The organism is Cellulosimicrobium composti (genome assembly GCF_010287905.1).
Classification (GTDB): domain Bacteria; phylum Actinomycetota; class Actinomycetes; order Actinomycetales; family Cellulomonadaceae; genus Cellulosimicrobium; species Cellulosimicrobium composti.
Genome location: NZ_JAAFAN010000021.1, coordinates 22,029 through 44,402, shown reverse-complemented (window position 1 = coordinate 44,402; position 22,374 = coordinate 22,029). Strand labels below are relative to the sequence as shown.

Sequence of the window (22,374 nt, the reverse complement as noted above, 5' to 3'; positions counted from 1 at the left end):
GGCAATGTCCATGGAGGCGACGCACATCGGTTCGGCACCGGTCCCGGTGACCACGCAGGAGGCCGGCGCACCGGCCGGCACCCGCCCACGGATCCTCTCGGGCATGCAGCCCACCGAGGACTCCCTGCAGCTCGGGAACTACATCGGCGCCCTGCGCCAGTGGGTCGCCCTCCAGGACTCCTACGACGCGCTGTACTGCGTGGTCGACCTCCACGCGCTCACGGTCAACCCCGACCCCGAGCGGCTGCGCGAGCGCACGCGCCGCACCGCGGCGCAGTACCTCGCGGGCGGCGTCGACCCGGAGCGGTCGGCCCTGTTCGTCCAGTCCCACGTGCCGCAGCACGCGGAGCTGTCGTGGGTGCTGTCGTGCCAGACGGGCTTCGGCGAGGCCGGGCGCATGACCCAGTTCAAGGACAAGTCCGCCAAGCAGGGTGCCGACGGCACGACGGTCGGCCTGTTCACCTACCCGGTCCTCATGGCGGCGGACATCCTTCTGTACGACGCGGCGCTCGTACCCGTCGGGGAGGACCAGCGCCAGCACCTCGAGCTCACGCGCGACCTGGCGGTGCGCCTCAACACGCGCTTCGGCGAGGGGACGGCGGTCGTGCCCGAGGCACACATCGTGCGGTCCGTGGCCAAGATCTACGACCTGCAGGAGCCGACGGCGAAGATGAGCAAGTCGTCGTCCAACGGCAAGGGCGTCATCTGGCTGCTGGAGGACCCGAAGGTCGCCGCGAAGCGGATCCGCTCGGCCGCGACCGACTCCGACACGGAGATCCGGTACGACCCGGTCGCCAAGCCGGGCGTCTCGAACCTCCTCACCATCTACTCCGCGCTCACGGGCCGCGACGTCGAGGGCATCGCCGCCGAGTACGACGGCCAGGGCTACGGCCGGCTCAAGGTCGACCTCGCGGACGTCGTGGTCGACTTCCTCGTGCCGTTCCAGGAGCGCGCGAACGCCTACCTCGCGGACCCGGCCGAGCTCGACGCCGTCCTCGCGCGCGGCGCGCAGAAGGCCCGCGAGATCGCCGCGGGCACGCTCGCCCGGATCTACGACCGCGTCGGTCTCCTGCCCGTCGGAGGGCCGGCGGCGTGAACCTCCCGGAGCGTGGTCCGGACCAGGTCCGGATCGGCATCGCGATCGAGGTGCCCGAGCCGTTCGCGACGCAGCTCCAGGACGCGCGCGCCCGGTTCGGCGACCCGCTCGCGCGCTCGATCCCGCCCCACGTCACGCTCCTCGGCCCCACGGTGCTCGACCCGGCCGGGCTCGACGCCGCGCGGGCCCACCTCGCCGCAGTAGCCGCGACGGCGGCGCCGTTCCAGGTCCACCTGCGGGGGAGCGCGACCTTCCGGCCGATCTCGCCCGTCGTCTTCATCCAGGTCGTCGAGGGCATCGCCGAGTGCGAGCACCTGGAGCGCACGATCCGGACCGGCCCGCTCGCCCAGGAGCTGCGGTTCAACTACCACCCCCACGTGACCGTCGCGCACGAGGTGCCCGACGCGGCGCTCGACGCCGCGTTCGACGAGATGGCCACGTACGAGGCCCGGTTCGAGGTCGCCGGTTTCTCGCTCTACGAGCACGGCGACGACGGGGTCTGGCGGCCCGAGCAGGTCTTCCCGCTCACCGCGGATGCCGGGACGGCGACCGGCTCGTAGGGTGCGGGGCGTGACGACGCCCGGAACCACGCCCCGCGGCGTCCTCGCGCGCACGAGGGACCGCGCGCACGCGCTCCTGGAGTGGTGGAAGGACAGCCGCCCGGGCCGCGCGACCTACCGCTACCTCTACTCCCGCGGGGCGCTGCTGTGCGGCGGGATCGCGTACTCGGCCCTCTTCTCGCTCTTCGCCGCCCTGGCGATCGGCTACACCGTGTTCGTGCGCGTGCTCGGCGGGCGGCGCGAGCTCATGGACGCCGTCTTCGCGGAGATCAACGACCTCGTCCCGGGGCTCATCGCCGTCGACGGCGCCTCGGGCGTCATCTCGCCCGACGAGCTCGTGCTCACGTCGGGACTCAGCGTCACGAGCGTCGTGGCCGGTGTGGTCCTGCTGTTCTCCGTGATGTCGTTCATGTACCACCTGCGCGGCGCCGTGCGGACGATGTTCGGGGTGAGCGACGTCGGCCAGAGCGCCCTGCTCGCCCGACTCCGCGCGCTCCTGGGGTTCTTCCTGCTCGCCCTGAGCATGCTCGTCTCCGCCGTCGCGGGGATCGCGGTGACGACGCTCGGGAACCGGGTCATGTCCTGGATCGGCCTCGCCGGCGGCCCGGCCGTCCTCGTGACGGGCGCCGGCGTGCTCGTCAGCGTGCTGCTCGACGTCCTCGTGGTGGTGGTCGTCGTCCGGCTGCTCGCGGGGGTGCACCCGCGTCGTCGGGACCTGCTGATCGGGGCGGGCACGGCGGCGGCGGGCTTCGCCGTCCTGCGCTACCTCGGGTCCACGTTCGTCGCGAACAGCGCCAGCAGGAACGCGCTGCTCGCGTCGTTCGCGGTGCTCGCGACCCTGCTGATCCTCGTGAACCTCACCGCGCGCGTCCTCCTCCTCGCGTGCGCCTGGATGGCCGACCCGCCGCGACCGCCGAGCCCGCCGGGACACGAGAAGGACGCCCGTCACGCGCGCGACGGCCGCCCCGAGCTCCCCGTCGTCGACGGCGCGCACCCGGGGGACGCCCGTCACACCCGCACGGCACGCCACGCCGCGGGCGAGGGAGGTCCCGGGGCGCGAGCGGCGCCGTCGGCCGAGGAGCGCCTCCGCGCCGGTCACGGGTCAGGGCGACCCTGGAGTCCTGTCGTCCGCGGCGTGCGTCGCGCCCGTCTGCCGCGCGGCACCTGACGGCACGTCCGGCGAGGTCGGCACGTCCTCGCGAGGTCGGCCCTCGCACGCGAGGTCGGCAGCCCGGACCGCCGATCGCGGACGAAACTGCCGATGTCAGCACGCTCAGATCGGTCCCATGCCCCGGAGACGACGCAGGGCGCCGACCGGGTGGTCGGCGCCCTGCGTGCGGGTCTGCGGTACCGCTCGACGTGCGGCGTCAGAAGGCGCGCGTGATCATCGCGCGCTTGACCTCCTGGATCGCCTTCGTGACCTCGATGCCGCGCGGGCAGGCCTCGGTGCAGTTGAAGGTCGTGCGGCAGCGCCACACGCCCTCCTTGTCGTTGAGGATCTCCAGGCGCTGCGTGGCGCCCTCGTCGCGGCTGTCGAAGATGAAGCGGTGCGCGTTGACGATCGCGGCCGGGCCGAAGTACTGGCCGTCGGTCCAGAACACCGGGCAGGACGACGTGCACGCGGCGCACAGGATGCACTTGGTCGTGTCGTCGAACCGCTCGCGCTGCTCTGCGGACTGCAGACGCTCCTTGCTCGGCTCGTTCCCGGTGGTGATGAGGAACGGCATGATCTCGCGGTAGGAGGAGAAGAACGGCTCCATGTCCACGACGAGGTCCTTGACCACGGGCAGGCCCTTGATCGGCTCGACCGTGATCGGCTTGTCGGGGTTGACGTCCTTGAGGAGCGTCTTGCACGCGAGCCGGTTGCGACCGTTGATGCGCATCGCGTCCGAGCCGCACACGCCGTGCGCGCACGAGCGGCGGAACGTCAGCGAGCCGTCGTGCTCCCACTTGATCTTGTGCAGGGCGTCGAGCACGCGGTCCGTGCCGTGCGCGAGGACGGTGAACTCGTCCCAGTACGCCTCCTCGCCGTGCTCCGACTCGGGGGAGAAGCGGCGGATGCGGAGCGTGACCTCGAACGACGGGATCTCGCCGGCCTTGGCCTCGGTGGCGGGGCTCTCGAGTGTGGCAGTCATCAGTACTTCCGCTCCATGGGCTCGTACCGGGTCTGGGTGACGGGCTTGGAGCCCAGGGCGACCTTGTAGCCGTCGAACTCCTCGACGTGGTCGAAGTAGCCGGCGACGTGGCCGTCGGCGACGTCGCTCGCGGACGTCGGGCGGCGGTAGGCCATCGTGTGCAGCATGTAGTTGGCGTCGTCGCGGTCGGGGTAGTCCTCGCGGTAGTGGCCGCCGCGGGACTCCTTGCGGTTGATGGCCGCGACGACGGTCACCTCGGCGATGTCGAGGAGGAACCCGAGCTCGATCGCCTCGAGCAGGTCGGTGTTGAACATCCGGCCCTTGTCCTGGACCGAGACGTTCTTGTACCGCTTCTGCAGCTCGCGGATGTCCGACAGCGCCTGGTTGAGCGACTCGCCCGTGCGGAACACCTGCGCGTTGGCGTCCATGGTCTCCTGGAGCGCCTTGCGCACGTCGGCCACGCGCTCGCCGTCGGGGCGGTTGCGCATCTCCTCGAGCTGGGCGATCACCGCCGCCGCGGGGTTCTCGGGGAGGTCCGTGAACGACGCCGTCGCGGCGTACGCGGCGGCCGTGCGGCCCGCGCGCTTGCCGAAGACGTTGATGTCGAGCAGCGAGTTGGTGCCCAGGCGGTTCGAGCCATGGACGCTCACGCACGCGACCTCGCCGGCCGCGTACAGGCCCTTGACGACGTGGCTGCTGTCGCGCAGCACCTCGGCGTCGACGTTGGTGGGGATGCCGCCCATCGCGTAGTGCGCGGTGGGGTACACCGGGACGGGCTCGGTGTAGGGCTCGATGCCGAGGTAGGTGCGCGCGAACTCGGTGATGTCGGGCAGCTTCGCGTCGATGTGCGCGGGCTCGAGGTGCGTGAGGTCGAGCAGGACGTAGTCCTTGTTCGGCCCGGCGCCGCGGCCCTCGCGCACCTCGTTCGCCATCGAGCGCGCGACGATGTCGCGCGGCGCGAGGTCCTTGATGGTGGGGGCGTAGCGCTCCATGAAGCGCTCGCCGTCCGCGTTGCGCAGGATCCCGCCCTCGCCGCGGGCGGCCTCCGACAGGAGGATGCCGAGGCCCGCGAGGCCCGTCGGGTGGAACTGGAAGAACTCCATGTCCTCCAGCGGCAGGCCGCGGCGGTACGCCAGGGCCATGCCGTCGCCCGTGAGGGTGTGGGCGTTGGACGTCGTCTTGAAGATCTTGCCCGCGCCGCCGGTCGCGAAGATGATCGCCTTCGCCTGGAAGACGTGGATCTCGCCGGTCGCCAGGTCGTACGCGACGACGCCGGTCGCGGTGACCGTCTCGTCGTCGGGGATCTCGCCCGCCGCGAGGTCGTGGTCCGTGATGAGGTCGAGGACGTAGAACTCGTTGAAGAACTCGACGTCCTGCTTGACGCACTGCTGGTAGAGCGTCTGCAGGATCATGTGGCCGGTACGGTCCGCGGCGTAGCACGAGCGGCGCACCGCGGCCTCGCCGTGGTTGCGGGTGTGCCCGCCGAACCGGCGCTGGTCGATCCGGCCCTCGGGCGTGCGGTTGAACGGCAGGCCCATGCGCTCGAGGTCGAGGACCGCGTCGATGGCCTCCTTGGCCATGATCTCCGCGGCGTCCTGGTCGACGAGGTAGTCGCCGCCCTTGACCGTGTCGAACGTGTGCCACTCCCAGTTGTCCTCCTCCACGTTCGCGAGGGCGGCGCACATGCCGCCCTGCGCGGCGCCCGTGTGCGAGCGCGTGGGGTAGAGCTTGGAGATGACGGCCGTGCGGACCTTGCTGGACGACTCCAGCGCCGCGCGCATCCCGGCGCCGCCTGCGCCGACGATGACGACGTCGTACTGATGGGTTTGCATCGGGGTCGATGCCTCCTGGGAGAGAGCCGGGTGGAGCGAGAAGACGGGCGAGGGGTGAGCGGTGCTCAGGCCGTGCAGAACGACGCGAGCAGCTCGGCCGGCGCGTTCGCGGGGCACGGGTCGAACGTGAAGATCACGAGCGTGCCGAGCACCGTGACGATCGTGAACGCGAGGTACAGCGCGAGCTTGAGGACGAGGCGCGTGCCGTCGCGCTCGGCGTAGTCGTTGATGATCGTCCGCACGCCGTTCGTGCCGTGGAACATCGCGAGCCACAGCATGAGCAGGTCCCAGATCTGCCAGAACGGCGAGGCCCACTTGCCGGCGACGAAGCCGAAGTCGATCGCGTGCACGCCCTCGCCGACCATGAGGTTGACGAAGAGGTGCCCGAAGATGAGGACGACCAGCACGACGCCCGAGGCGCGCATGAAGATCCAGCTGTACAGCTCGTAGTTGCTGCGCGTGGCCTTGCGGCGCTTGTACGGGTCGCGCGGGTTCGCGACCTCGACCGTGGGTGCGGCGGCCATCAGTGCCCCCCTCCGAAGACGTTCATGAGGTGACGCGGCAGGAAGCCCGCCATCGTCACGACGAACAGGCCGACGACGATCCAGAGCATCGTGCGCTGGTACCGCGGGCCCTTGGCCCAGAAGTCCACCAGGATGATGCGGATGCCGTTGAACGCGTGGAAGACGATCGCGGCGACGAGGCCCGCCTCGCCCAGGCCCATGATCGGCGTCTGGTACGTGCCGATGACGGCGTTGTACGCCTCGGGCGACACCCGTACCAGCGCCGTGTCGAGCACGTGGACGAGCAGGAAGAAGAAGATGAGCACGCCGGTCACGCGATGCGCGACCCACGACCACATGCCTTCACGGCCGCGGTAGAGCGTGCCAGCTGGTGCACTGGGCACTTTGGGGGCCTCCTGTGGCGAGATCAGGGGGAGATGTCACGTTCCGGACGTGGCCCGGAACTCCCTCAGTCCGGACCGCGGGACCGTCGTCGGCATCGGTCTCTGGGCTTCCACCATAGTGACATCGGCGTCATGATGCGGACCGCCGACAGCGGTGGAACGGCCCTGCGCGGGGCGTTTGTGACTGATCCCACAGCCCGCGGGGGAACTGTCCGGCTCACTATGCTGGCACCCATGGCCTCCTCGCCTCTCCCTCCGTCCGCCGCGGCCGCGTCGCCGATCCCCGGCTTCCACGCCGTCGTCCCGGCGGGAGGCGCGGGCACGCGGCTGTGGCCGCTCTCCCGGGCGGGGTCGCCCAAGTTCCTCCTCGACCTCACGGGCTCCGGCCGGTCGCTGCTCCAGGCGACGGTCGACCGGCTCGTCCCGCTCGCCGGCGAGCAGGGCGTCGTCCTCGTCACGGGCGACCGGCACGTCGCCGCGGCGCGCACGCAGCTCCCGGGTCTCCCGGCCGAGAACGTGCTCGCCGAACCGTCCCCGCGCGACTCCATGGCGGCGATCGGGCTCGCGGCCGCCGTCCTCGAGGAGCGGCACGGCGACGTCGTCGTCGGGTCGTTCGCGGCCGACCAGGTCATCACGGGGCGCGACGCGTTCGAGCGGTCCGTGCGCGAGGCGGTCGAGGCCGCGCGCGCCGGGTACGTCGTGACGATCGGCATCGCGGCGTCGCGGCCGTCGACGGCGTTCGGGTACGTGCACAGCGGGGACCCCCTCGGCGTCGCGGGCGCACCGACCGCGCAGCACGTGCGCGGCTTCACGGAGAAGCCCGACGCCGCGACCGCGCAGCGCTACCTCGCGTCGGGGGAGTACCGCTGGAACGCGGGCATGTTCATCGTGCGCTCGTCGGTGCTGCTCGGCCACCTCGCGGACCAGCGCCCCGAGCTGCACGACGGCCTGCGCGCGATCGCGGCGGCCTGGGACGGGCCCGACCGGGACCGGGTGCTCGCCGAGCGCTGGCCCGCGCTGGAGAGGATCGCGATCGACCACGCCGTGGCCGAGCCCGTCGCCGCGGTGGGCGGGGTCGCCGTCGTGCCCGGCACGTTCGGCTGGGACGACGTGGGGGACTTCAACTCGCTCGCCGCGCTCCTGCCGTCGGTCGACGGCGCGGGCTCGAAGGTCCTCGGCGACACCGGCCGGGTCGTGCGCCGGGAGAGCGCCGGGTCGGTCGTCGTCCCGGCGAGCGATCGCGTCGTCACGGTCCTGGGCCTCGACGACGTCGTCGTGGTCGACACCCCGGACGCCCTGCTCGTCACGACGCGGGCCCGCGCGCAGCAGGTGAAGTCGATGGTCGACACGGTGCGCGAGCTCGGGATGGACGAGCTCCTGTGAGCGCCGACGTGACCGTCGCCGCCCGCATCGGCGCCGCCGCGGCCCGCCACGTGGAGGAGGTCGTGGCCGTGCGCCGCGACCTCCACGCCCACCCCGAGGTGTCGCGCGCCGAGACGCGCACGACCGCGCTGCTCGCCGAGCGACTGCGCGCCGAGGGGCTCGAGCCCCGGCTCCTGCCGGGCACCGGGCTCGTGTGCGACCTCGGCCCCGAGCCCGGCGCGCCGGGCCGCGGGCGCGTCGCGCTGCGGGCGGACCTCGACGCGCTGCCGTTGCAGGACAGGTGCGACCTCCCGTGGGCCTCGACCGTCCCGGGCGTCGCGCACGCGTGCGGCCACGACGTGCACACGGCGGTCGTGCTGGGCGCGGGCCTGGTCCTCGCCGACCTCCACGCGCAGGGCGAGCTGGGGCGGGGCGTGCGCCTCGTGTTCCAGCCCGCGGAGGAGGTCCAGCCGGGCGGGTCGCTCGACGTGCTCGCGGCCGGGGCGATGGACGGCGTCGACGAGATCTACGCGGTGCACTGCGACCCCAAGGTCGACGTGGGGCGGATCGGCACGCGCATCGGGCCGATCACGTCGGCGTCCGACGAGGTGTCGGTGACGATCGCGTCCCCGGGCGGGCACACGTCGCGCCCGCACCTCACGGGCGACGTCGTGTACGCGCTGGGCCAGGTCATCACGCAGGTGCCCGCGGTGCTGGGCCGCCGGCTGGACCCGCGCTCGGGCGTGAACCTCACGTGGGGAGCGGTGCACGCGGGCTCGGCCCACAACGCGATCCCCAGCATGGGCACGGTGCGCGGCACCCTGCGCTGCCTCGACGTGCGCGCGTGGGAGTTCGCCGGGCAGGTGCTGCACGACGCGGTGGAGCAGGTCGTGGCGCCGTACGAGGTCGAGGTGACCGTGCACCACACGCGCGGCGTGCCGCCCGTGGAGAACGACGAGCGGTGCACCGGCCTGCTGGAGGCGGCCGCGCGCGACGTGCTCGGTCCCGACTCCGTCGTGCTCACCGAGCAGTCGCTCGGCGGGGAGGACTTCGCGTGGTACCTGACCAAGGTGCCGGGCGCGATGGCGCGCCTGGGCACGCGCACGCCCGGCGGGCGCAGCTACGACATCCACCAGGGGGACCTGCAGGTGGACGAGCGCGCGATCGACGCGGGCATGCGGCTCCTGGCGCGCGTCGCCGCCGGTCACGGCGGGTGAAGCGGTCCCGACCCGTGGACAGGGGTGTGTCACGCCTCAGACGCAAAGTGACGCTTGCATAACGAAGCGCCCGCGTTACCGGCAAGTAACGTGCGCGACCCTTCGGGCTGATTAGTGTTCGGTCCTATAGAGGCCGACGGACCGGTCCTCCCGTGCAACGGCGCTCGGGAGGGCCCAGGGGTCCTTTCCCTGCGCGGCCCTGCTACGAGAACGACAGGAGCTATCAGGTGAAGAGAGCGACTCAGGTCACCGCGCTCGCGGCCGTCGCCGCGCTCGCGCTGGCCGCGTGCGGCGCCGCGCCCGAGGACGACGAGACCACCGGCGGCGGCGAGGACACCGCGGGCGGCAACTCCGACTTCTCGGCGTGCATGGTGTCGGACGCCGGCGGGTTCGACGACCAGTCCTTCAACCAGGCCGGGTTCGAGGGCCTGGAGCAGGCGGAGTCCGAGCTGGGGATCACGGCCGTCGAGGTCGAGTCCTCCGCGGACACGGACTACGCGCCGAACATCGACAACCTGGTGCAGCAGGGCTGCAACCTCGTCATCGGCGTCGGCTTCCTCCTCGAGGACCCGATCCAGGCCGCGGCCGAGGCGAACCCCGACACCAATTTCGCCCTCATCGACTCGTCGTTCTCCGACGCGGACTTCAACCCGGTCGAGATCGACAACGCGAAGCCGATCCTCTTCAACACGGCCGAGGCCGCGTTCCTCGCCGGCTACCTCGCCGCGGGCATGAGCGAGACGGGCACGGTCGCCACGTTCGGCGGCATCCAGATCCCGTCGGTCGCCATCTTCATGGACGGCTTCGTGGACGGCGTCGCGAAGTACAACGAGGACAACGGCACCGAGGTCAAGGTCCTCGGCTGGGACAAGGAGGCCCAGACGGGCTCCTTCACCGGTGACTTCGAGAACCAGGCCAACGGCCAGAACCTCGCCCAGGGCTTCATCGACCAGGGCGCCGACATCATCATGCCGGTCGCCGGCCCGGTCGGTCTCGGTGCGGCTGCCGCCGCGCAGGGCGCCGGTGCCAAGATCATCTGGGTCGACTCGGACGGCTTCCTCACCACCGAGTACGGGGACATCATCCTCACCTCGGTCATGAAGCAGATCGGCCCGGCGGTCTTCGACACCGTGAGCGAGTCGGTCGAGGGCAACTTCACGAACGAGCCGTACGTCGGCACGCTCGAGAACGAGGGCGTCGGCCTGGCTCCGTTCCACGACTTCGAGGACGCGGTGCCGGCCGAGCTGCAGGACATGCTCGCCCAGTACCAGGAGCAGATCATCGCCGGGGACCTGGTCGTGGAGTCGACCAACACCCCGTGACGACCCGCTGAGACCGTCGGTCCCCGCGCCCGGTGCGGGCGAGGGACCGGCGGGACGGTGGCCCGGGCGACCCTGCCCGGGCCACCGTCGTCATGAGGCGCCGACGCGACGGAAGTACGGTTCGATGGAGTTCCCTGTTCTCAGAGAGGCCGGCCGGTGAAGCTGGAGCTGCGCGGGATCACGAAGGTGTTCGGGTCCCTGGTCGCGAACGACCACATCGACCTGGTGATCGAGCCAGGCGAGATCCACGCCCTGCTGGGCGAGAACGGCGCGGGCAAGAGCACGCTCATGAACGTGCTGTACGGCCTGTACGACCCGGACGACGGCGAGATCCTGGTCGACGACCAGCCGGTCGCGTTCACCGGGCCGGGCGACGCCATGGCGGCGGGCATCGGCATGGTCCACCAGCACTTCATGCTCGTCCCGGTCTTCACCGTGGCCGAGAACGTCGCGCTCGGCCACGAGCCCGTCAAGGGCGGGGGCCTGATCGACGCGCGCCGCGCCCGGAGCCTCGTGCGCGAGATCTCCGACCGCTTCGGGTTCGAGGTCGACCCCGACGCGATGGTCGAGGACATCCCCGTGGGCGTCCAGCAGCGCGTGGAGATCATCAAGGCGCTGTCGCGCGACGCGCGCGTGCTCATCCTCGACGAGCCGACCGCCGTCCTCACGCCGCAGGAGACGGACGAGCTGATCGCGATCATGCGCCAGCTCAAGGAGGCGGGGACGTCGATCGTCTTCATCACCCACAAGCTGCGCGAGGTCCGCGCCGTCGCGGACCGCATCACCGTCATCCGGCGCGGCAAGGTGGTCGGCACGGCGGACCCGAGCGCGAGCGAGACGGAGCTCGCGTCCCTCATGGTGGGTCGCTCGGTCTCCCTGGGCGTGGACAAGGAGCCGGCCCGGCCCGGCGACGCGACGTTCCGCGTCACGGACCTCACGGTCATGGACGACCTCGGGACGCCGGTCGTCGACCGCGTGAGCCTCGACGTCGCACGCGGCGAGATCCTCGTCGTCGCGGGCGTGCAGGGCAACGGGCAGACGGAGCTCACCGAGACGATCGTGGGCCTGCGCAAGCCGGTGGCGGGCTCGATCACGCTCGACGACACCGAGCTCGTGGGCCGCGGCGTCGCGGACGTCCTCGCGGCGGGTGTCGGGTACGTGCCCGAGGACCGCAGCACGGACGGCATCGTGGGCACGTTCTCCGTGGAGGAGAACCTCGTGCTCGACCTGTTCGACCGCGTGCCCTACTCGCGCGGCGGAGCGCTCAACAAGGGCGCGATCCGCGACAACGCGGAGCAGCGCGTCGTGGAGTTCGACGTGCGCACCCAGAACGTGCAGGTCCCCGCGGGCACGCTCTCGGGCGGCAACCAGCAGAAGGTCGTGCTCGCGCGCGAGATGTCGCGGCCGTTGCGCCTGCTCATCGCGTCGCAGCCGACGCGCGGCCTCGACGTGGGCTCCATCGAGTTCGTGCACCAGCGCATCGTGGCGGAGCGCGACAACGGCACGCCCGTGATCATCGTGTCCACCGAGCTCGACGAGGTGCTCGCGCTCGCCGACCGCATCGCGGTGATGTACCGCGGTCGCGTCGTCGGCGTCGTCCCGGGGGACACCGACCGGGACGTCCTCGGCCTCATGATGGCCGGGGTGCCGCTCGACGAGGCCGTCGCGCAGGCCGCGGAGCACCACACGACGCTCGGCGAGGCAGACATCGAGGCGGACGACGCGCCGTCGGGCACCGCGGCGGACCGCGTCCCCGCGACCGAGGACGCCCGCGAGGAGGAGATCCAGTGACCCAGCAGGCCATGCCGGACGACGCCGGCACGCCGGTCGTGCCGCCGACCGCCGCGCCTCCCAGCCACACGGAGCAGGCGACGGAGCCGCCCGCGGGCCAGACGATCCTGCGGCAGATGCTGGAGAGCAGCTGGCTCGTGTCGCTGCTCGCGATCGTCGCGGCCCTCGTGCTCGGCGGCGTCCTCATCGCCGCGGCCGACCCCGAGGTCCAGCAGGCGGCGACGTACCTCTTCGCGCGGCCGTCGGACTTCTTCGAGGCCGTGTGGAGCGCCGTCTTCGGCGCCTACAGCGCCCTCTTCCAGGGCGCGGTCGTCAACTTCTCCGCCCCCGACCTGCAGCGCGCGCTGCGGCCGCTGACCGAGACCATGACGGTGTCGACGCCGCTCATCCTCGCCGGTCTCGGCCTCGGCATCGGCTTCCGGGCGGGCCTGTTCAACATCGGTGCGCAGGGCCAGATCATCCTCGGCGGCATCTTCGCCGGGTTCATCGGGTTCACGTTCTCGCTCCCGCCGGGGCTGCACCTGCTCCTCGCGGTGCTCGGCGCCGCGCTCGGCGGCGCGATCTGGGCCAGCATCGCGGGCGTCCTCAAGGCGCGCACCGGCGCGCACGAGGTGATCGTCACGATCATGCTCAACAACATCGCGGTGTACCTCGTGGCGTACCTGCTCACGACGCCCGCGTTCCAGCGCCCGGGCAGCAGCAACCCGATCAGCCCGCCGATCCCCGGCTCGGCGACCTTCCCGCTCGTGCTCGGCCAGGGCTTCCGCCTCCACCTGGGCTTCCTGCTCGCGCTGCTCGCCGCGGTGGGCGTGTGGTGGCTCATGGAGCGCTCGACGCTCGGCTTCCGCTTCCGGGCGGTCGGCGAGAACCCGCACGCCGCGCGGACGGCCGGCATCTCGGTCGCGTGGGTGACGGTCTGGGTCATGGCGATCGCGGGCGCGCTCGCCGGCCTGGGCGGCGCCGCGCAGGTGCTCGGGACGGAGAAGGTGCTCACGGCCGGCGTCGCGGCGAGCTTCGGGTTCGACGCGATCACGGTCGCCCTGCTCGGTCGTTCGCGGCCGCTCGGGACGGTCCTCGCTGGCCTGCTGTTCGGCGCGCTGCGGGCCGGCGGCTTCGCGATGCAGGCCCGCACGGGCACGCCGATCGACATCGTGCTCGTCGTCCAGTCCCTCATCGTGCTGTTCATCGCCGCCCCGCCGCTCGTGCGCGCGATCTTCCGGCTCCCGACGCCGGGCGGCCCGACGCGCGCGGAGCGCCACGCCGCGCGCCGCCGGGCGCGCGCGACGTCCTCGACCACCCCGACGACGCAGGAGGCGGGCGCATGAGCACCGCGACCACCACGGCTCCCGCGGCCCCGGCCGCCCCGCGCGCCGCGAAGCCGCTCCCGCCGATCAGCTGGCGCGCCCCGATCGCCTACGCGGTCATCGGGCTGCTCTCGCTCGTGTTCTTCGCGCTGCTGCCCGCGGGCGGGCAGCAGACGACGTTCCGCCTCTCGACCGCGAACGACTTCTTCCAGATCGAGCCGATCACGGTCAGCTCGACGGGCGCGGCCCTCTTCCTGTCGATCCTCGCGCTGCTGCTCGCGGGCCTGTCCTTCTGGGCGGCGCGCGACCGGCGCAAGGTCGGCATCTGGCTGCCCATCGTGTTCGGCGTCCTCGTCGTCTTCGCGTTCCTGTCCTGGGCCGGCGCGGGCAAGGCCGCGATCCCGCTCACGGGACTCCTGCAGGGCTCGCTGTTCCTCGCCGTGCCGCTCGTGTTCGGCGCGCTCTCGGGCGTGCTGTGCGAGCGCGTCGGCATCATCAACATCGCGATCGAGGGCCAGCTCCTCGCGGGCGCGTTCCTCGCGGCCGTCGTCGCGTCGCTCACGTCGTCCGCGTACGCGGGCCTCGTGGCGGCGCCGATCGCGGGCGCGCTCGTGGGCGTCCTGCTCGTGATCTTCTCGGTCAAGTACTGGGTGAACCAGATCATCGTCGGCGTCGTGCTCAACGTGCTGGTCGTGGGCGTGACGAGCTACCTGTACTCGACGGTGCTCACCGAGGACCCGGGGACGTGGAACACGCGCACGCCGCTGCCCGTCCTCGAGATCCCGGTGCTGTCGCAGATCCCCGTGGTCGGCCCGGTGCTGTTCCGCCAGACGCTGCTCGTCTACATCATGTACGTCGTCGTGGCGCTCCTGCAGGTGTTCCTGTTCCGCTCGCGCTGGGGCCTGCGCCTGCGCGCGGTGGGCGAGCACCCCAAGGCGGCGGACACCGTCGGCATCAAGGTCAACGCGACGCGCGTGCGCAACACGATCCTCGGCGGCGCGGTCGCCGGCCTCGGCGGCGCGTTCTTCACCGTCGCGGCGGGCCTCGCGTTCGGCAAGGAGATGACGGGCGGCAAGGGCTTCATCGCCCTGGCGGCGATGATCCTCGGGCGCTGGAACCCGGTGGGCGCGCTCGTCGCGGCGCTCCTGTTCGGGTTCTCCGACAACCTCCAGACCGTGCTCGGCATCGTCGGGACGCCGATCCCGAGCCAGATCATGCTCATGACGCCGTACGTCGTGACGATCTTCGCCGTCGCCGGCCTCGTCGGGCGCGTGCGCCCGCCCGCCGCCGAGGGCATCCCCTACGTGAAGTGAGGACCGCATGACGCACGTGCACGACGGCGGAGCCCGGCCGGGCGAGGGGACGGGCCCCGGCGGGCCCGCCGCCGGGCCGGCGGTCGACTGGGACGCGCTGCGCGCCGCGGCGCGCGACATCATGACGCGCGCGTACGCGCCGTACTCGGGCTTCCCCGTGGGGGCGGCCGCGATCGCGGACGACGGCCGGGTGCTCGTCGGGTGCAACGTCGAGAACGCCGCCTACGGCGTGACGCTGTGCGCCGAGTGCTCGCTCGTGAGCGCGCTCGTCGGCTCGGGCGGTGGCCGTCTCGTGGCGTTCGCGTGCGTGGACCGCAACGGGGAGACGCTCATGCCGTGCGGGCGCTGCCGCCAGCTCCTGTGGGAGCACGGGGGACCCGACCTGCTGGTCGACACCGTGCGTGGTATCAAGACGATGAGGGACGTGCTGCCCGACGCCTTCGGGCCCGAGGATCTGGAGGAGCGCCCGTGACCAGCGACGACGCGGACCGGCAGGACGGGACCGAGAACGAGGACGTGCCGGGCGACGCGGACCGTGCCGAGGGGGAGGGCCCCGCGCCCGAGCCGTTCGACGCCGTCGACGTCATCCGGACCAAGCGGGACGGGCAGCGGCTCGAGCCGGCCCAGATCGACTGGGTGATCGACGCCTACACGCGCGGCGTCGTCGCCGAGGAGCAGATGGCCGCGCTCGCGATGGCGATCTACCTCAACGGCATGGACCGCACCGAGATCGGCCGCTGGACCCAGGCGATGATCGCGTCCGGCGAGCGCATGGACTTCTCCGGGCTCTCGCGCCCGACGGCGGACAAGCACTCGACCGGGGGGGTGGGCGACAAGATCACCCTGCCGCTCGCGTCGCTCGTCGCGGTGTACGGCGTCGCGGTGCCGCAGCTCTCGGGCCGCGGCCTGGGCCACACCGGCGGCACGCTCGACAAGCTCGAGGCGATCCCCGGCTGGCGCGCGGCGCTGACGAACGAGCAGATGATGAACGCGCTCGAGCACGTGGGCGCCGTGATCTGCCAGGCGGGCTCGGGCCTCGCGCCCGCGGACCGCCTTCTGTACGCACTGCGCGACGTGACGGGGACGGTCGAGTCGATCCCGCTCATCGCGAGCTCGATCATGAGCAAGAAGATCGCCGAGGGTACGGGCGCGCTCGTCCTGGACGTGAAGGTCGGCTCCGGCGCGTTCATGAAGGAGCTCGACTCGGCGCGCGAGCTCGCGCGCACGATGGTGGACCTCGGGAGCGACGCGGGCGTGCGGACCGTGGCGCTGCTCACCGACATGTCCACGCCGCTCGGGCTCACCGCGGGCAACGCGCTCGAGGTGCGCGAGTCCGTCGAGGTGATGAAGGGCGAGGGGCCGCAGGACGTCGTCGACCTCACGGTCGCGCTCGCGCTCGAGATGCTCGCCGGCGCGGGCCGTCCGCAGGACGAGGACGACGTGCGGCACGCGCTCGTCGGCGGTCGTGCCCTCGACAAGTGGCGCGAGATGATCGCCGAGCAGGGCGGCGACTCGCGCGCGCCGCTGCCCGTGGCGCGCGAGCGCGAGCACGTCGTCGCGGACCGCGACGGCGTGCTGGAGCGTCTCGACGCGTACGCCGTCGGTGTCGCCGCGTGGCGGCTCGGCGCTGGCCGCGCGCGCAAGGAGGACCCGGTGCAGGCCGGCGCGGGCGTCGAGCTGTTCGCCAAGCCCGGCGACGTCGTGCGCAAGGGGCAGCACCTCATGACGCTCCACACCGACACGCCCGAGCGCTTCGAGCGTGCCGTGCAGGCGCTCGAGGGCGGGTGGTCGATCGCGGCGCCCGGCACCGTCGTCGAGCGGCGCCCCGTCGTCCTCGACCGTGTCGACTGAGCGCGGGACCGGGGTGGCGGCGGACGACCAGGGCGCCGCGGAGGGCGCCGGCCAGCGTCCCGACACACGGCGACCCCGGTCCGTCTACGGGGTCGGGACGGAGCCGGACGCCCGGTTCAGCCTCGCGAACGAGCGGACGGCGCTCGCGTGGGTGCGCACCGGACTCGGGCTCGTCGCGGGTGGCGTCGCGCTGACGTCGTTCGCGACGTTCGCCGGGATGCCCGGCGTCCTCGACGTCGTCGCGGGCGTCGCGTGCCTCGTCGGCGCGTGCTTCGCAGGGTACGCGCTCGTGTCGTGGCGGCGCAACGAGCGTGCGCTGCGGCTGCGCGAGCCGCTGCCCGCCCCGAGCGGGCTGCCGGTGCTCGTGACCGGGGTCGTCGTGCTCGCGGTGCTCCTCGCCGGGTACGCCGTCGGATCGGCGACCTGGCCGTGACCACGGACCCCGGTCCCGCTGCCGGGCCGCCGCCCCGCGACGAGGGGCTGCAGCCCGAGCGCACCGCCCTGTCGTGGCAGCGCACGGTCCTCGGCGTGGTGCTGGGGTCGCTGGTGCTCGCGGGCGCAGGGCTGCGCGCGGGCTCCACGGTCACGGTGTGCGCGGCGGCCGCCGTCGGCGTCCTCGCGCTCGTGCCCGCGGTCCTGCGGGCCCCGTCGGGCGGGCTCCCCGGCGACGGGCGGCTCCACTCGTTCGCGTTCCTCGTGCGCGTGGTCGCGCTCGTCGTCGCGCTCGCGCTCGTGGGCGCGGTGTGGGCGTTCGGGCGCGGTGCGGGCGCCGCATGAGCCTCCGGGACGTGCTCGGCGCGCTGCGGATCACGGACGTGGCGCGGCTCGGCCCCGCGCGCGGGCTGCCTGCCCCACCGCCCGCGGGGGCCTACGTGCCCGACGCCGACCCGCGGCACGCGCTCGACCTCGCGCGCCGCGCGGGGCACCCGGAGCAGCGCGTCGAGGCGCTCGCCCGGACGCTCCGCGCGCTCGACCCGGCGGCCCGCCGTGCCGTCGTCGACCCGCTGGGCCGTCTCGCGCCGTCGGGCGGGCACGACGACGCCCCGCGCGTCCGGGCGCTCGAGCTCGGCGGGGCGCGCGCCCGGCAGACCGACGGCACGACGTGCGGCTCGGCCGTCCTCGGCCTGCTCGCCGCCGCGGGCGACCCGGTCCTCGCGCTCTGGCTCACGACCGGGCTGCGGCCCGGCGGGACCACCCCGCCGCGGAGCACGCCCGCGCAGAGCACGGCCCGCTTCCGGGCGCTGCAGCAGGCGGTCAAGCGGCGCACCAACGCGCGCTCGCTCGGCCCGCTGCCGTGGCCCGCGGCGCTCGGGACGCCGCCCTGGGGCGCCGCGCGCGTCGCGCGCCACGCGGACGTCCGCTTCGTCGAGCGCACGGTCGCCGGGGGAGAGGACGCCGACGGCGGCCCCGTGCTCCGTGCGGCGCTCGTCGCCGCGGCACGCGGCGTGCCCGTGCCGCTCTTCACCGGCGGCGACCTCGCGCACGGGATAGCGACCGCCGTCCCGCGGCACGTCGTCCTGCTCACGCGCGCCGACCCGCAGGCGCGGCGCTGCACCGTCTACGAGCCGTCGTCGGGCACGCTGCACGACCTCCCGGCCGCCGCCCTCCACGAAGCAGTCCGGGTGCCCGTGGCGCGCCGCGCGCTCGGGGGCTGGCCGCACGTGTGCTGGGCGCTCCTGCCCGCGGGCCGGGCTGGCGAGAGCGCTCGCCCCGACGCAGGATGGGCGTAGCCGCCACGACCGTGGTGCGCCGACCGTCAGGTGAGGAGACGCGATGAGCACCGTGCCCGGGAACGACGCATGGCGAGACGCCGGACTCGCCGAGCCGGACGACGAGGTCGTGAGCCTCGTCGAGGAGGTCGAGGACCCGGGCCCGGGCGTCGAGGACACCGAGCACGAGATCGACGAGTACACGCCCCGCACCCCGCGCCCCGACCTCGAGGGCGAGGCGAACGAGGCCGACGTCGTCGAGCAGGCGTCGACCGTGCCCACCGACGACGACGACTACGCCTGACCGCGCGGCCCTCGGCGCGAACGCGCGCGTACCGGCCGGTACCGTGAGCGCATGACCACCGAGAACGCCCCCCTGACGGTCGACGTCATCCGCTCGTTGCCCAAGGTCGTGCTGCACGACCACCTCGACGGCGGTCTGCGCCCCGCGACCGTCCTCGAGCTCGCCGCCGACGTGGGGCACCAGCTCCCGGCGGACGACGCCGAGTCGCTCGGGGCGTGGTTCGCCGAGTCCGCCGACTCCGGCTCGCTCGTGCGCTACCTCGAGACCTTCGACCACACCATCGCGGTCATGCAGACCCCCGCCGCGCTGGCCCGCGTGGCGCGCGAGGCCGTGCTCGACCTCGCGCGCGACGGCGTCGTGTACGCCGAGCAGCGCTGGGCGCCCGAGCAGCACCTCCAGCGCGGCCTCACGCTCCAGGAGACCGTCGACGCCGTGCAGGCCGGCATCGAGCAGGGCGTCGCCGAGGCGGCGGCCGAGGGCCGCACCATCCGCGTCGGTCAGCTCGTCACCGCGATGCGCCACGCCGACCGCTGGCAGGAGATCGCCGAGCTCGCCGTCGCGAACCGTGCGAACGGCGTCGTCGGGTTCGACATCGCGGGCGCCGAGGACGGCTTCCCGCCCTCGCGCCACGCGGAGATCTGGCGCTACCTGGCGGAGAACGACTTCCCCGTGACGATCCACGCGGGCGAGGCCGCGGGCCCCGGGTCGATCGCCGAGGCGGTGCACCTCGGGCAGGCGAGCCGCATCGGGCACGGCGTGCGGATCGTCGAGGACATCACGTTCGACCCCGAGTTCCCCCACAGCGCCGAGGGCGAGTCCGGCACCGCCGCGCTCGGGCTCCTCGCGCACTGGGTCCGGGACCACCAGATCCCGCTCGAGCTGTGCCCGTCCTCGAACGTGCAGACGGGCGCGGCGGCGTCGATCGCCGCGCACCCGATCACGCGCCTCAAGGAGCTCGACTTCGCCGTCACGCTCAACACCGACAACCGGCTCATGTCGCGCACGACGATGACGCAGGAGATGGCCCTGCTCGTCGAGCACGCGGGGTGGACGGTCGACGACCTCGCCGACGTCACGATGACCGCCGCGTGGAGCGCGTTCGTCCACCACGACGAGCGCCGCGCGCTCGTCGACGACGTGATCCTCCCGGGGTTCCAGGAGGTCCAGGGCGCGCAGCTCTGACCGACCGGTCGGTGCGCACGACGACGGTGCCGTGATCGAGGCGATCACGGCACCGTCGTCGTGCGGTCAGACGCCCTTCGGGTGCCAGACGGTCTTGGTCTCGGTGAACGCGAGGATGCGCTGCGGGCGCGGGGCCTCGGTCCAGTCCGGCTCGGCGTCCTCGCCACGGCGGCCCGGGGCGGGTCGCAGGACGCGCTTCACCGAGTCGGCCGCGGCGGCCTCGACCTCGCCCCACGTGACGCCCTCGGCGCCCACGGCACCCGCGAGGTCGATCGCGTTGACGTCGAGGTGCGACGCGAGCGGGGGAGCGAGCTCCTTGGTGAAGCCCGTGAGGACGTTGACCACGCCACCGGGGACGTCCGACGTGGCGAGCACCTCGGACAGCGTCACGGCCGGGATCGGCCGCCGCTCGCTGGCCACGACGATCACGGAGTTACCCGTGACGAGCGGCGGGACGATCGTCGAGACGAGGCCCAGCAGCGACGAGCGCTGCGGGGCGAGCACCACGACGACGCCCGTCGGCTCGGGTGACGACAAGTTGAAGTACGGGCCCGCGACGGGGTTGGCCGAGCCGGCGACCTGCGCGACCTTGTCGGTCCAGCCCGCGTACCAGACCCAGCGGTCGATCGCCTCGGAGACCGCGAGCTCGGCCTGGCGGACGGGCAGGCCCTCGCCCGCGGCGACCTCGGCGACGAACTGCTCGCGGCGCCCCTCGAGCATCTCCGCCACGCGGTAGAGCACCTGGCCGCGGTTGTACGCCGTCGCGCCCGCCCACGTCGCCTGCGCCGCGCGCGCCGCGACCACGGCCTCGCGCGCGTCCTTGCGCGAGCCCTGGGCGACGTTCGCGAGGAACCGGCCCTTGGCGTCCGTCACCTCGTACGTGCGGCCCGACTCGCTGCGGGGGAACTTCCCGCCCACGTAGAGCTTGTACGTCTTGCGCACGCCCAGGCGCTCGGGCGCGGTGCGCGTCGTCGTGAGCGCCTTCGTCGTGCGGGCCATCAGTACGTGCTCCCCTCGATCAGGTAGGGCGCCAGGCCGTGCCGGCCGCCCTCGCGTCCGTAGCCGGACTCCTTGTAGCCGCCGAACGGGCTGGTCGGGTCGAACCGGTTGAAGGTGTTGGACCACACGACGCCCGCGCGCAGCTGGTCCGCCATCCAGAGGATGCGCGACCCCTTCTCCGTCCAGATCCCCGCGGAGAGGCCGTACGGGATGTTGTTCGCCTTGGCGACCGCCTCGGCGGGCGTGCGGAACGTCAGGACGCTGAGCACCGGGCCGAAGATCTCCTCCCGCGCGATGCGGTGCGCGGCGGAGACGCCCGTGAAGAGCGTCGGGGCGAACCAGTATCCCGACGACGGGAGCTCGCAGTCCGGGCTCCAGCGCGTCGCGCCCTCGGCCGTGCCGGCGTCGGCGAGCTCGGTGATGCGCGCGAGCTGCTGCGGCGAGTTGATCGCGCCGACGTCGGTGTTCTTGTCCATCGGGTCGCCCACGCGCAGCGTGCCGAGCCGCGCCTTGAGCCGCTCCACGAGCTCCTCGGCGATCGTCTCCTGCACGAGGAGGCGCGAGCCGGCGCAGCACACCTGGCCCTGGTTGAAGAAGATGCCGTTGACGATGCCCTCGATCGCCTGGTCGACCGGCGCGTCGTCGAACACGATGTTCGCGGCCTTGCCGCCGAGCTCGAGCGTCGCTTGCTTGCGCGTGCCCGCGATCTCCTTCGCGATGCGCTTGCCGACGGCGGTCGAGCCGGTGAACGCGATCTTGTCCACGTCCGGGTGGTTGACCAGGGCCGAGCCCGTGGCGCGCGCGCCCGTGACGATGTTGACGACGCCGGGCGGCAGCTCGGCCTGGCGCAGCAGGTCCGCGAAGAGCAGCGCCGTGAGCGGCGTCGTCTCGGCGGGCTTGAGCACGACGGTGTTGCCCGTCGCGAGCGCGGGCGCGATCTTCCACGCGAGCATGAGCAGCGGGAAGTTCCACGGGATGACCTGCGCGGCGACGCCGTGCGGTCGCGGGTCCGGCCCGTACCCGGCGTGCTCGAGCTTGTCGGCCCAGCCCGCGTAGTAGAAGAAGTGCGCGGCGGCCGTCGGGACGTCGACGTCGCGCGACTCCCGGATCGGCTTGCCGTTGTCGAGCGTCTCGAGCACCGCGAACTCGCGCGAGCGCTCGGCGAGCAGGCGGGCGATGCGGAACAGGTACTTGGCGCGCTCGCGGCCCGGCATGGGTCCCCACACCTTCTCCTGCGCGCGGCGCGCGGCGCGGACGGCGCGGTCCACGTCCTCCTCGGTCGCCTCCGCGACCTCGGCGAGGACCTCCTCGGTGGCGGGGTTGACGGTCTTGAACGAGCCGGAGTCCGACGCGGGCGTGAACTCGCCGTCGACGAACAGGCCGTACGACGACGCGATGTCGACGACGGAGCGCGACTCGGGGGCCGGCGCGTACTCGAACGGCGAGCCGGCCGTGCTGGCTGTGGTGGTCATGGTGTCCTTCAGTCCCGC

22 protein-coding genes are annotated in these 22,374 nt (G+C 73.0%); 16 read left to right on the top strand and 6 right to left on the bottom strand.

Going from position 1 to position 22,374, the window contains the following annotated elements:
* Positions 1-10 precede the first annotated feature (10 nt).
* Genes trpS through GYH36_RS08225 form a run of 3 tightly spaced genes read left to right on the top strand, consistent with a single transcriptional unit; the run spans position 11 to position 2,824 of the window.
* Complete coding sequence (gene trpS, locus GYH36_RS08235; RefSeq protein WP_203231696.1) at positions 11-1,096, top strand: tryptophan--tRNA ligase; 1,086 nt, start codon at positions 11-13, stop codon at positions 1,094-1,096.
* Complete coding sequence (locus GYH36_RS08230) at positions 1,093-1,656, top strand: 2'-5' RNA ligase family protein (RefSeq protein ID WP_024841138.1); 564 nt, start codon at positions 1,093-1,095, stop codon at positions 1,654-1,656. Before trpS ends, GYH36_RS08230 begins: the two co-directional genes overlap by 4 nt.
* Before the next feature lie 10 nt (positions 1,657-1,666).
* On the top strand, positions 1,667-2,824 hold the full coding sequence (locus GYH36_RS08225) for a YihY/virulence factor BrkB family protein (protein WP_024841139.1): 1,158 nt from the start codon (positions 1,667-1,669) through the stop codon (positions 2,822-2,824).
* 199 nt (positions 2,825-3,023) lie between these two features.
* Here GYH36_RS08225 and GYH36_RS08220 read toward each other — a convergent pair whose 3' ends face one another.
* The 4 genes from GYH36_RS08220 to sdhC all read right to left on the bottom strand — a co-directional run bounded on the left by GYH36_RS08220 (position 3,024) and on the right by sdhC (position 6,530).
* Positions 3,024-3,791 carry a succinate dehydrogenase iron-sulfur subunit gene (locus tag GYH36_RS08220; protein WP_162289598.1) on the bottom strand — a complete coding sequence of 256 codons (768 nt, stop codon included), beginning with the start codon at positions 3,789-3,791 and terminating at the stop codon, positions 3,024-3,026.
* Positions 3,791-5,623, bottom strand: coding sequence for a succinate dehydrogenase flavoprotein subunit (gene sdhA, locus GYH36_RS08215; protein ID WP_024841141.1), 1,833 nt, complete (start codon positions 5,621-5,623; stop codon positions 3,791-3,793). Before sdhA ends, GYH36_RS08220 begins: the two co-directional genes overlap by 1 nt.
* 65 nt (positions 5,624-5,688) lie before the next feature.
* Positions 5,689-6,147 (bottom strand): succinate dehydrogenase hydrophobic membrane anchor subunit, encoded by a 459-nt coding sequence (locus tag GYH36_RS08210; RefSeq protein WP_024841142.1) that lies wholly within the window; start codon positions 6,145-6,147, stop codon positions 5,689-5,691.
* Positions 6,147-6,530: a succinate dehydrogenase, cytochrome b556 subunit gene (sdhC, locus tag GYH36_RS08205; protein ID WP_081772373.1), complete on the bottom strand. Its 384-nt coding sequence runs from the start codon at positions 6,528-6,530 to the stop codon at positions 6,147-6,149. The genes GYH36_RS08210 and sdhC overlap by 1 nt, the downstream gene beginning before the upstream one ends.
* A gap of 234 nt (positions 6,531-6,764) precedes the next feature.
* Between sdhC and GYH36_RS08200 the strand changes: the two genes are divergently transcribed.
* The 13 genes from GYH36_RS08200 (at position 6,765) to GYH36_RS08140 (ending at position 19,885) form a co-directional block, all read left to right on the top strand.
* Positions 6,765-7,913, top strand: a complete 1,149-nt coding sequence (locus GYH36_RS08200) for a mannose-1-phosphate guanylyltransferase (RefSeq protein WP_024841144.1) — start codon at positions 6,765-6,767, stop codon at positions 7,911-7,913.
* Positions 7,910-9,109 (top strand): amidohydrolase, encoded by a 1,200-nt coding sequence (locus GYH36_RS08195; RefSeq protein ID WP_162289597.1) that lies wholly within the window; start codon positions 7,910-7,912, stop codon positions 9,107-9,109. Before GYH36_RS08200 ends, GYH36_RS08195 begins: the two co-directional genes overlap by 4 nt.
* A gap of 227 nt (positions 9,110-9,336) precedes the next feature.
* Complete coding sequence (locus tag GYH36_RS08190; protein ID WP_024841146.1) at positions 9,337-10,431, top strand: BMP family lipoprotein; 1,095 nt, start codon at positions 9,337-9,339, stop codon at positions 10,429-10,431.
* 156 nt (positions 10,432-10,587) lie between these two features.
* On the top strand, positions 10,588-12,222 hold the full coding sequence (locus GYH36_RS08185) for an ABC transporter ATP-binding protein (protein ID WP_024841147.1): 1,635 nt from the start codon (positions 10,588-10,590) through the stop codon (positions 12,220-12,222).
* Between the two features lie 11 nt (positions 12,223-12,233).
* On the top strand, positions 12,234-13,547 hold the full coding sequence (locus GYH36_RS08180; protein WP_162289606.1) for an ABC transporter permease: 1,314 nt from the start codon (positions 12,234-12,236) through the stop codon (positions 13,545-13,547).
* A complete protein-coding gene (locus tag GYH36_RS08175) occupies positions 13,544-14,839 on the top strand; it encodes an ABC transporter permease (RefSeq protein ID WP_115942257.1) in 1,296 nt (431 codons plus the stop codon). Before GYH36_RS08180 ends, GYH36_RS08175 begins: the two co-directional genes overlap by 4 nt.
* 7 nt (positions 14,840-14,846) lie before the next feature.
* Positions 14,847-15,311, top strand: a complete 465-nt coding sequence (locus GYH36_RS08170; RefSeq protein ID WP_115942258.1) for a cytidine deaminase — start codon at positions 14,847-14,849, stop codon at positions 15,309-15,311.
* A gap of 44 nt (positions 15,312-15,355) precedes the next feature.
* Positions 15,356-16,690, top strand: a complete 1,335-nt coding sequence (locus GYH36_RS08165; protein WP_115943584.1) for a thymidine phosphorylase — start codon at positions 15,356-15,358, stop codon at positions 16,688-16,690.
* Entirely contained in the window at positions 16,680-17,123 is a 444-nt protein-coding gene (locus GYH36_RS08160; protein WP_312028562.1) for a YidH family protein, read from the top strand. The genes GYH36_RS08165 and GYH36_RS08160 overlap by 11 nt, the downstream gene beginning before the upstream one ends.
* Positions 17,120-17,467, top strand: a complete 348-nt coding sequence (locus tag GYH36_RS08155; protein ID WP_162289596.1) for a DUF202 domain-containing protein — start codon at positions 17,120-17,122, stop codon at positions 17,465-17,467. Before GYH36_RS08160 ends, GYH36_RS08155 begins: the two co-directional genes overlap by 4 nt.
* Positions 17,464-18,420 (top strand): hypothetical protein, encoded by a 957-nt coding sequence (locus tag GYH36_RS08150; RefSeq protein WP_024841154.1) that lies wholly within the window; start codon positions 17,464-17,466, stop codon positions 18,418-18,420. Before GYH36_RS08155 ends, GYH36_RS08150 begins: the two co-directional genes overlap by 4 nt.
* A gap of 43 nt (positions 18,421-18,463) precedes the next feature.
* On the top strand, positions 18,464-18,703 hold the full coding sequence (locus GYH36_RS08145) for an Rv3202a family protein (RefSeq protein ID WP_024841155.1): 240 nt from the start codon (positions 18,464-18,466) through the stop codon (positions 18,701-18,703).
* Between the two features lie 51 nt (positions 18,704-18,754).
* Positions 18,755-19,885 (top strand): adenosine deaminase, encoded by a 1,131-nt coding sequence (locus tag GYH36_RS08140; RefSeq protein ID WP_024841156.1) that lies wholly within the window; start codon positions 18,755-18,757, stop codon positions 19,883-19,885.
* A 66-nt stretch (positions 19,886-19,951) separates the two neighbouring features.
* Here GYH36_RS08140 and GYH36_RS08135 read toward each other — a convergent pair whose 3' ends face one another.
* On the bottom strand, positions 19,952-20,884 hold the full coding sequence (locus tag GYH36_RS08135; protein WP_155098899.1) for an aldehyde dehydrogenase family protein: 933 nt from the start codon (positions 20,882-20,884) through the stop codon (positions 19,952-19,954).
* On the bottom strand, positions 20,884-22,356 hold the full coding sequence (locus GYH36_RS08130) for an aldehyde dehydrogenase family protein (protein WP_162289595.1): 1,473 nt from the start codon (positions 22,354-22,356) through the stop codon (positions 20,884-20,886). Before GYH36_RS08130 ends, GYH36_RS08135 begins: the two co-directional genes overlap by 1 nt.
* Between the last annotated feature and the right edge of the window lie 18 nt (positions 22,357-22,374).

Bases quoted from the DNA above. Each gene is read 5' to 3' on its own strand.
- trpS (WP_203231696.1), top strand. From the start codon at position 11: ATGGAGGCGACGCACATCGGTTCGGCACCGGTCCCGGTGACCACGCAG.
- GYH36_RS08220 (WP_162289598.1), bottom strand. From the start codon at position 3,791: ATGACTGCCACACTCGAGAGCCCCGCCACCGAGGCCAAGGCCGGCGAG.
- sdhA (WP_024841141.1), bottom strand. From the start codon at position 5,623: ATGCAAACCCATCAGTACGACGTCGTCATCGTCGGCGCAGGCGGCGCC.
- GYH36_RS08210 (WP_024841142.1), bottom strand. From the start codon at position 6,147: ATGGCCGCCGCACCCACGGTCGAGGTCGCGAACCCGCGCGACCCGTAC.
- GYH36_RS08200 (WP_024841144.1), top strand. From the start codon at position 6,765: ATGGCCTCCTCGCCTCTCCCTCCGTCCGCCGCGGCCGCGTCGCCGATC.
- GYH36_RS08180 (WP_162289606.1), top strand. From the start codon at position 12,234: ATGCCGGACGACGCCGGCACGCCGGTCGTGCCGCCGACCGCCGCGCCT.
- GYH36_RS08175 (WP_115942257.1), top strand. From the start codon at position 13,544: ATGAGCACCGCGACCACCACGGCTCCCGCGGCCCCGGCCGCCCCGCGC.
- GYH36_RS08170 (WP_115942258.1), top strand. From the start codon at position 14,847: ATGACGCACGTGCACGACGGCGGAGCCCGGCCGGGCGAGGGGACGGGC.
- GYH36_RS08150 (WP_024841154.1), top strand. From the start codon at position 17,464: ATGAGCCTCCGGGACGTGCTCGGCGCGCTGCGGATCACGGACGTGGCG.
- GYH36_RS08145 (WP_024841155.1), top strand. From the start codon at position 18,464: ATGAGCACCGTGCCCGGGAACGACGCATGGCGAGACGCCGGACTCGCC.
- GYH36_RS08140 (WP_024841156.1), top strand. From the start codon at position 18,755: ATGACCACCGAGAACGCCCCCCTGACGGTCGACGTCATCCGCTCGTTG.
- GYH36_RS08135 (WP_155098899.1), bottom strand. From the start codon at position 20,884: ATGGCCCGCACGACGAAGGCGCTCACGACGACGCGCACCGCGCCCGAG.
- GYH36_RS08130 (WP_162289595.1), bottom strand. From the start codon at position 22,356: ATGACCACCACAGCCAGCACGGCCGGCTCGCCGTTCGAGTACGCGCCG.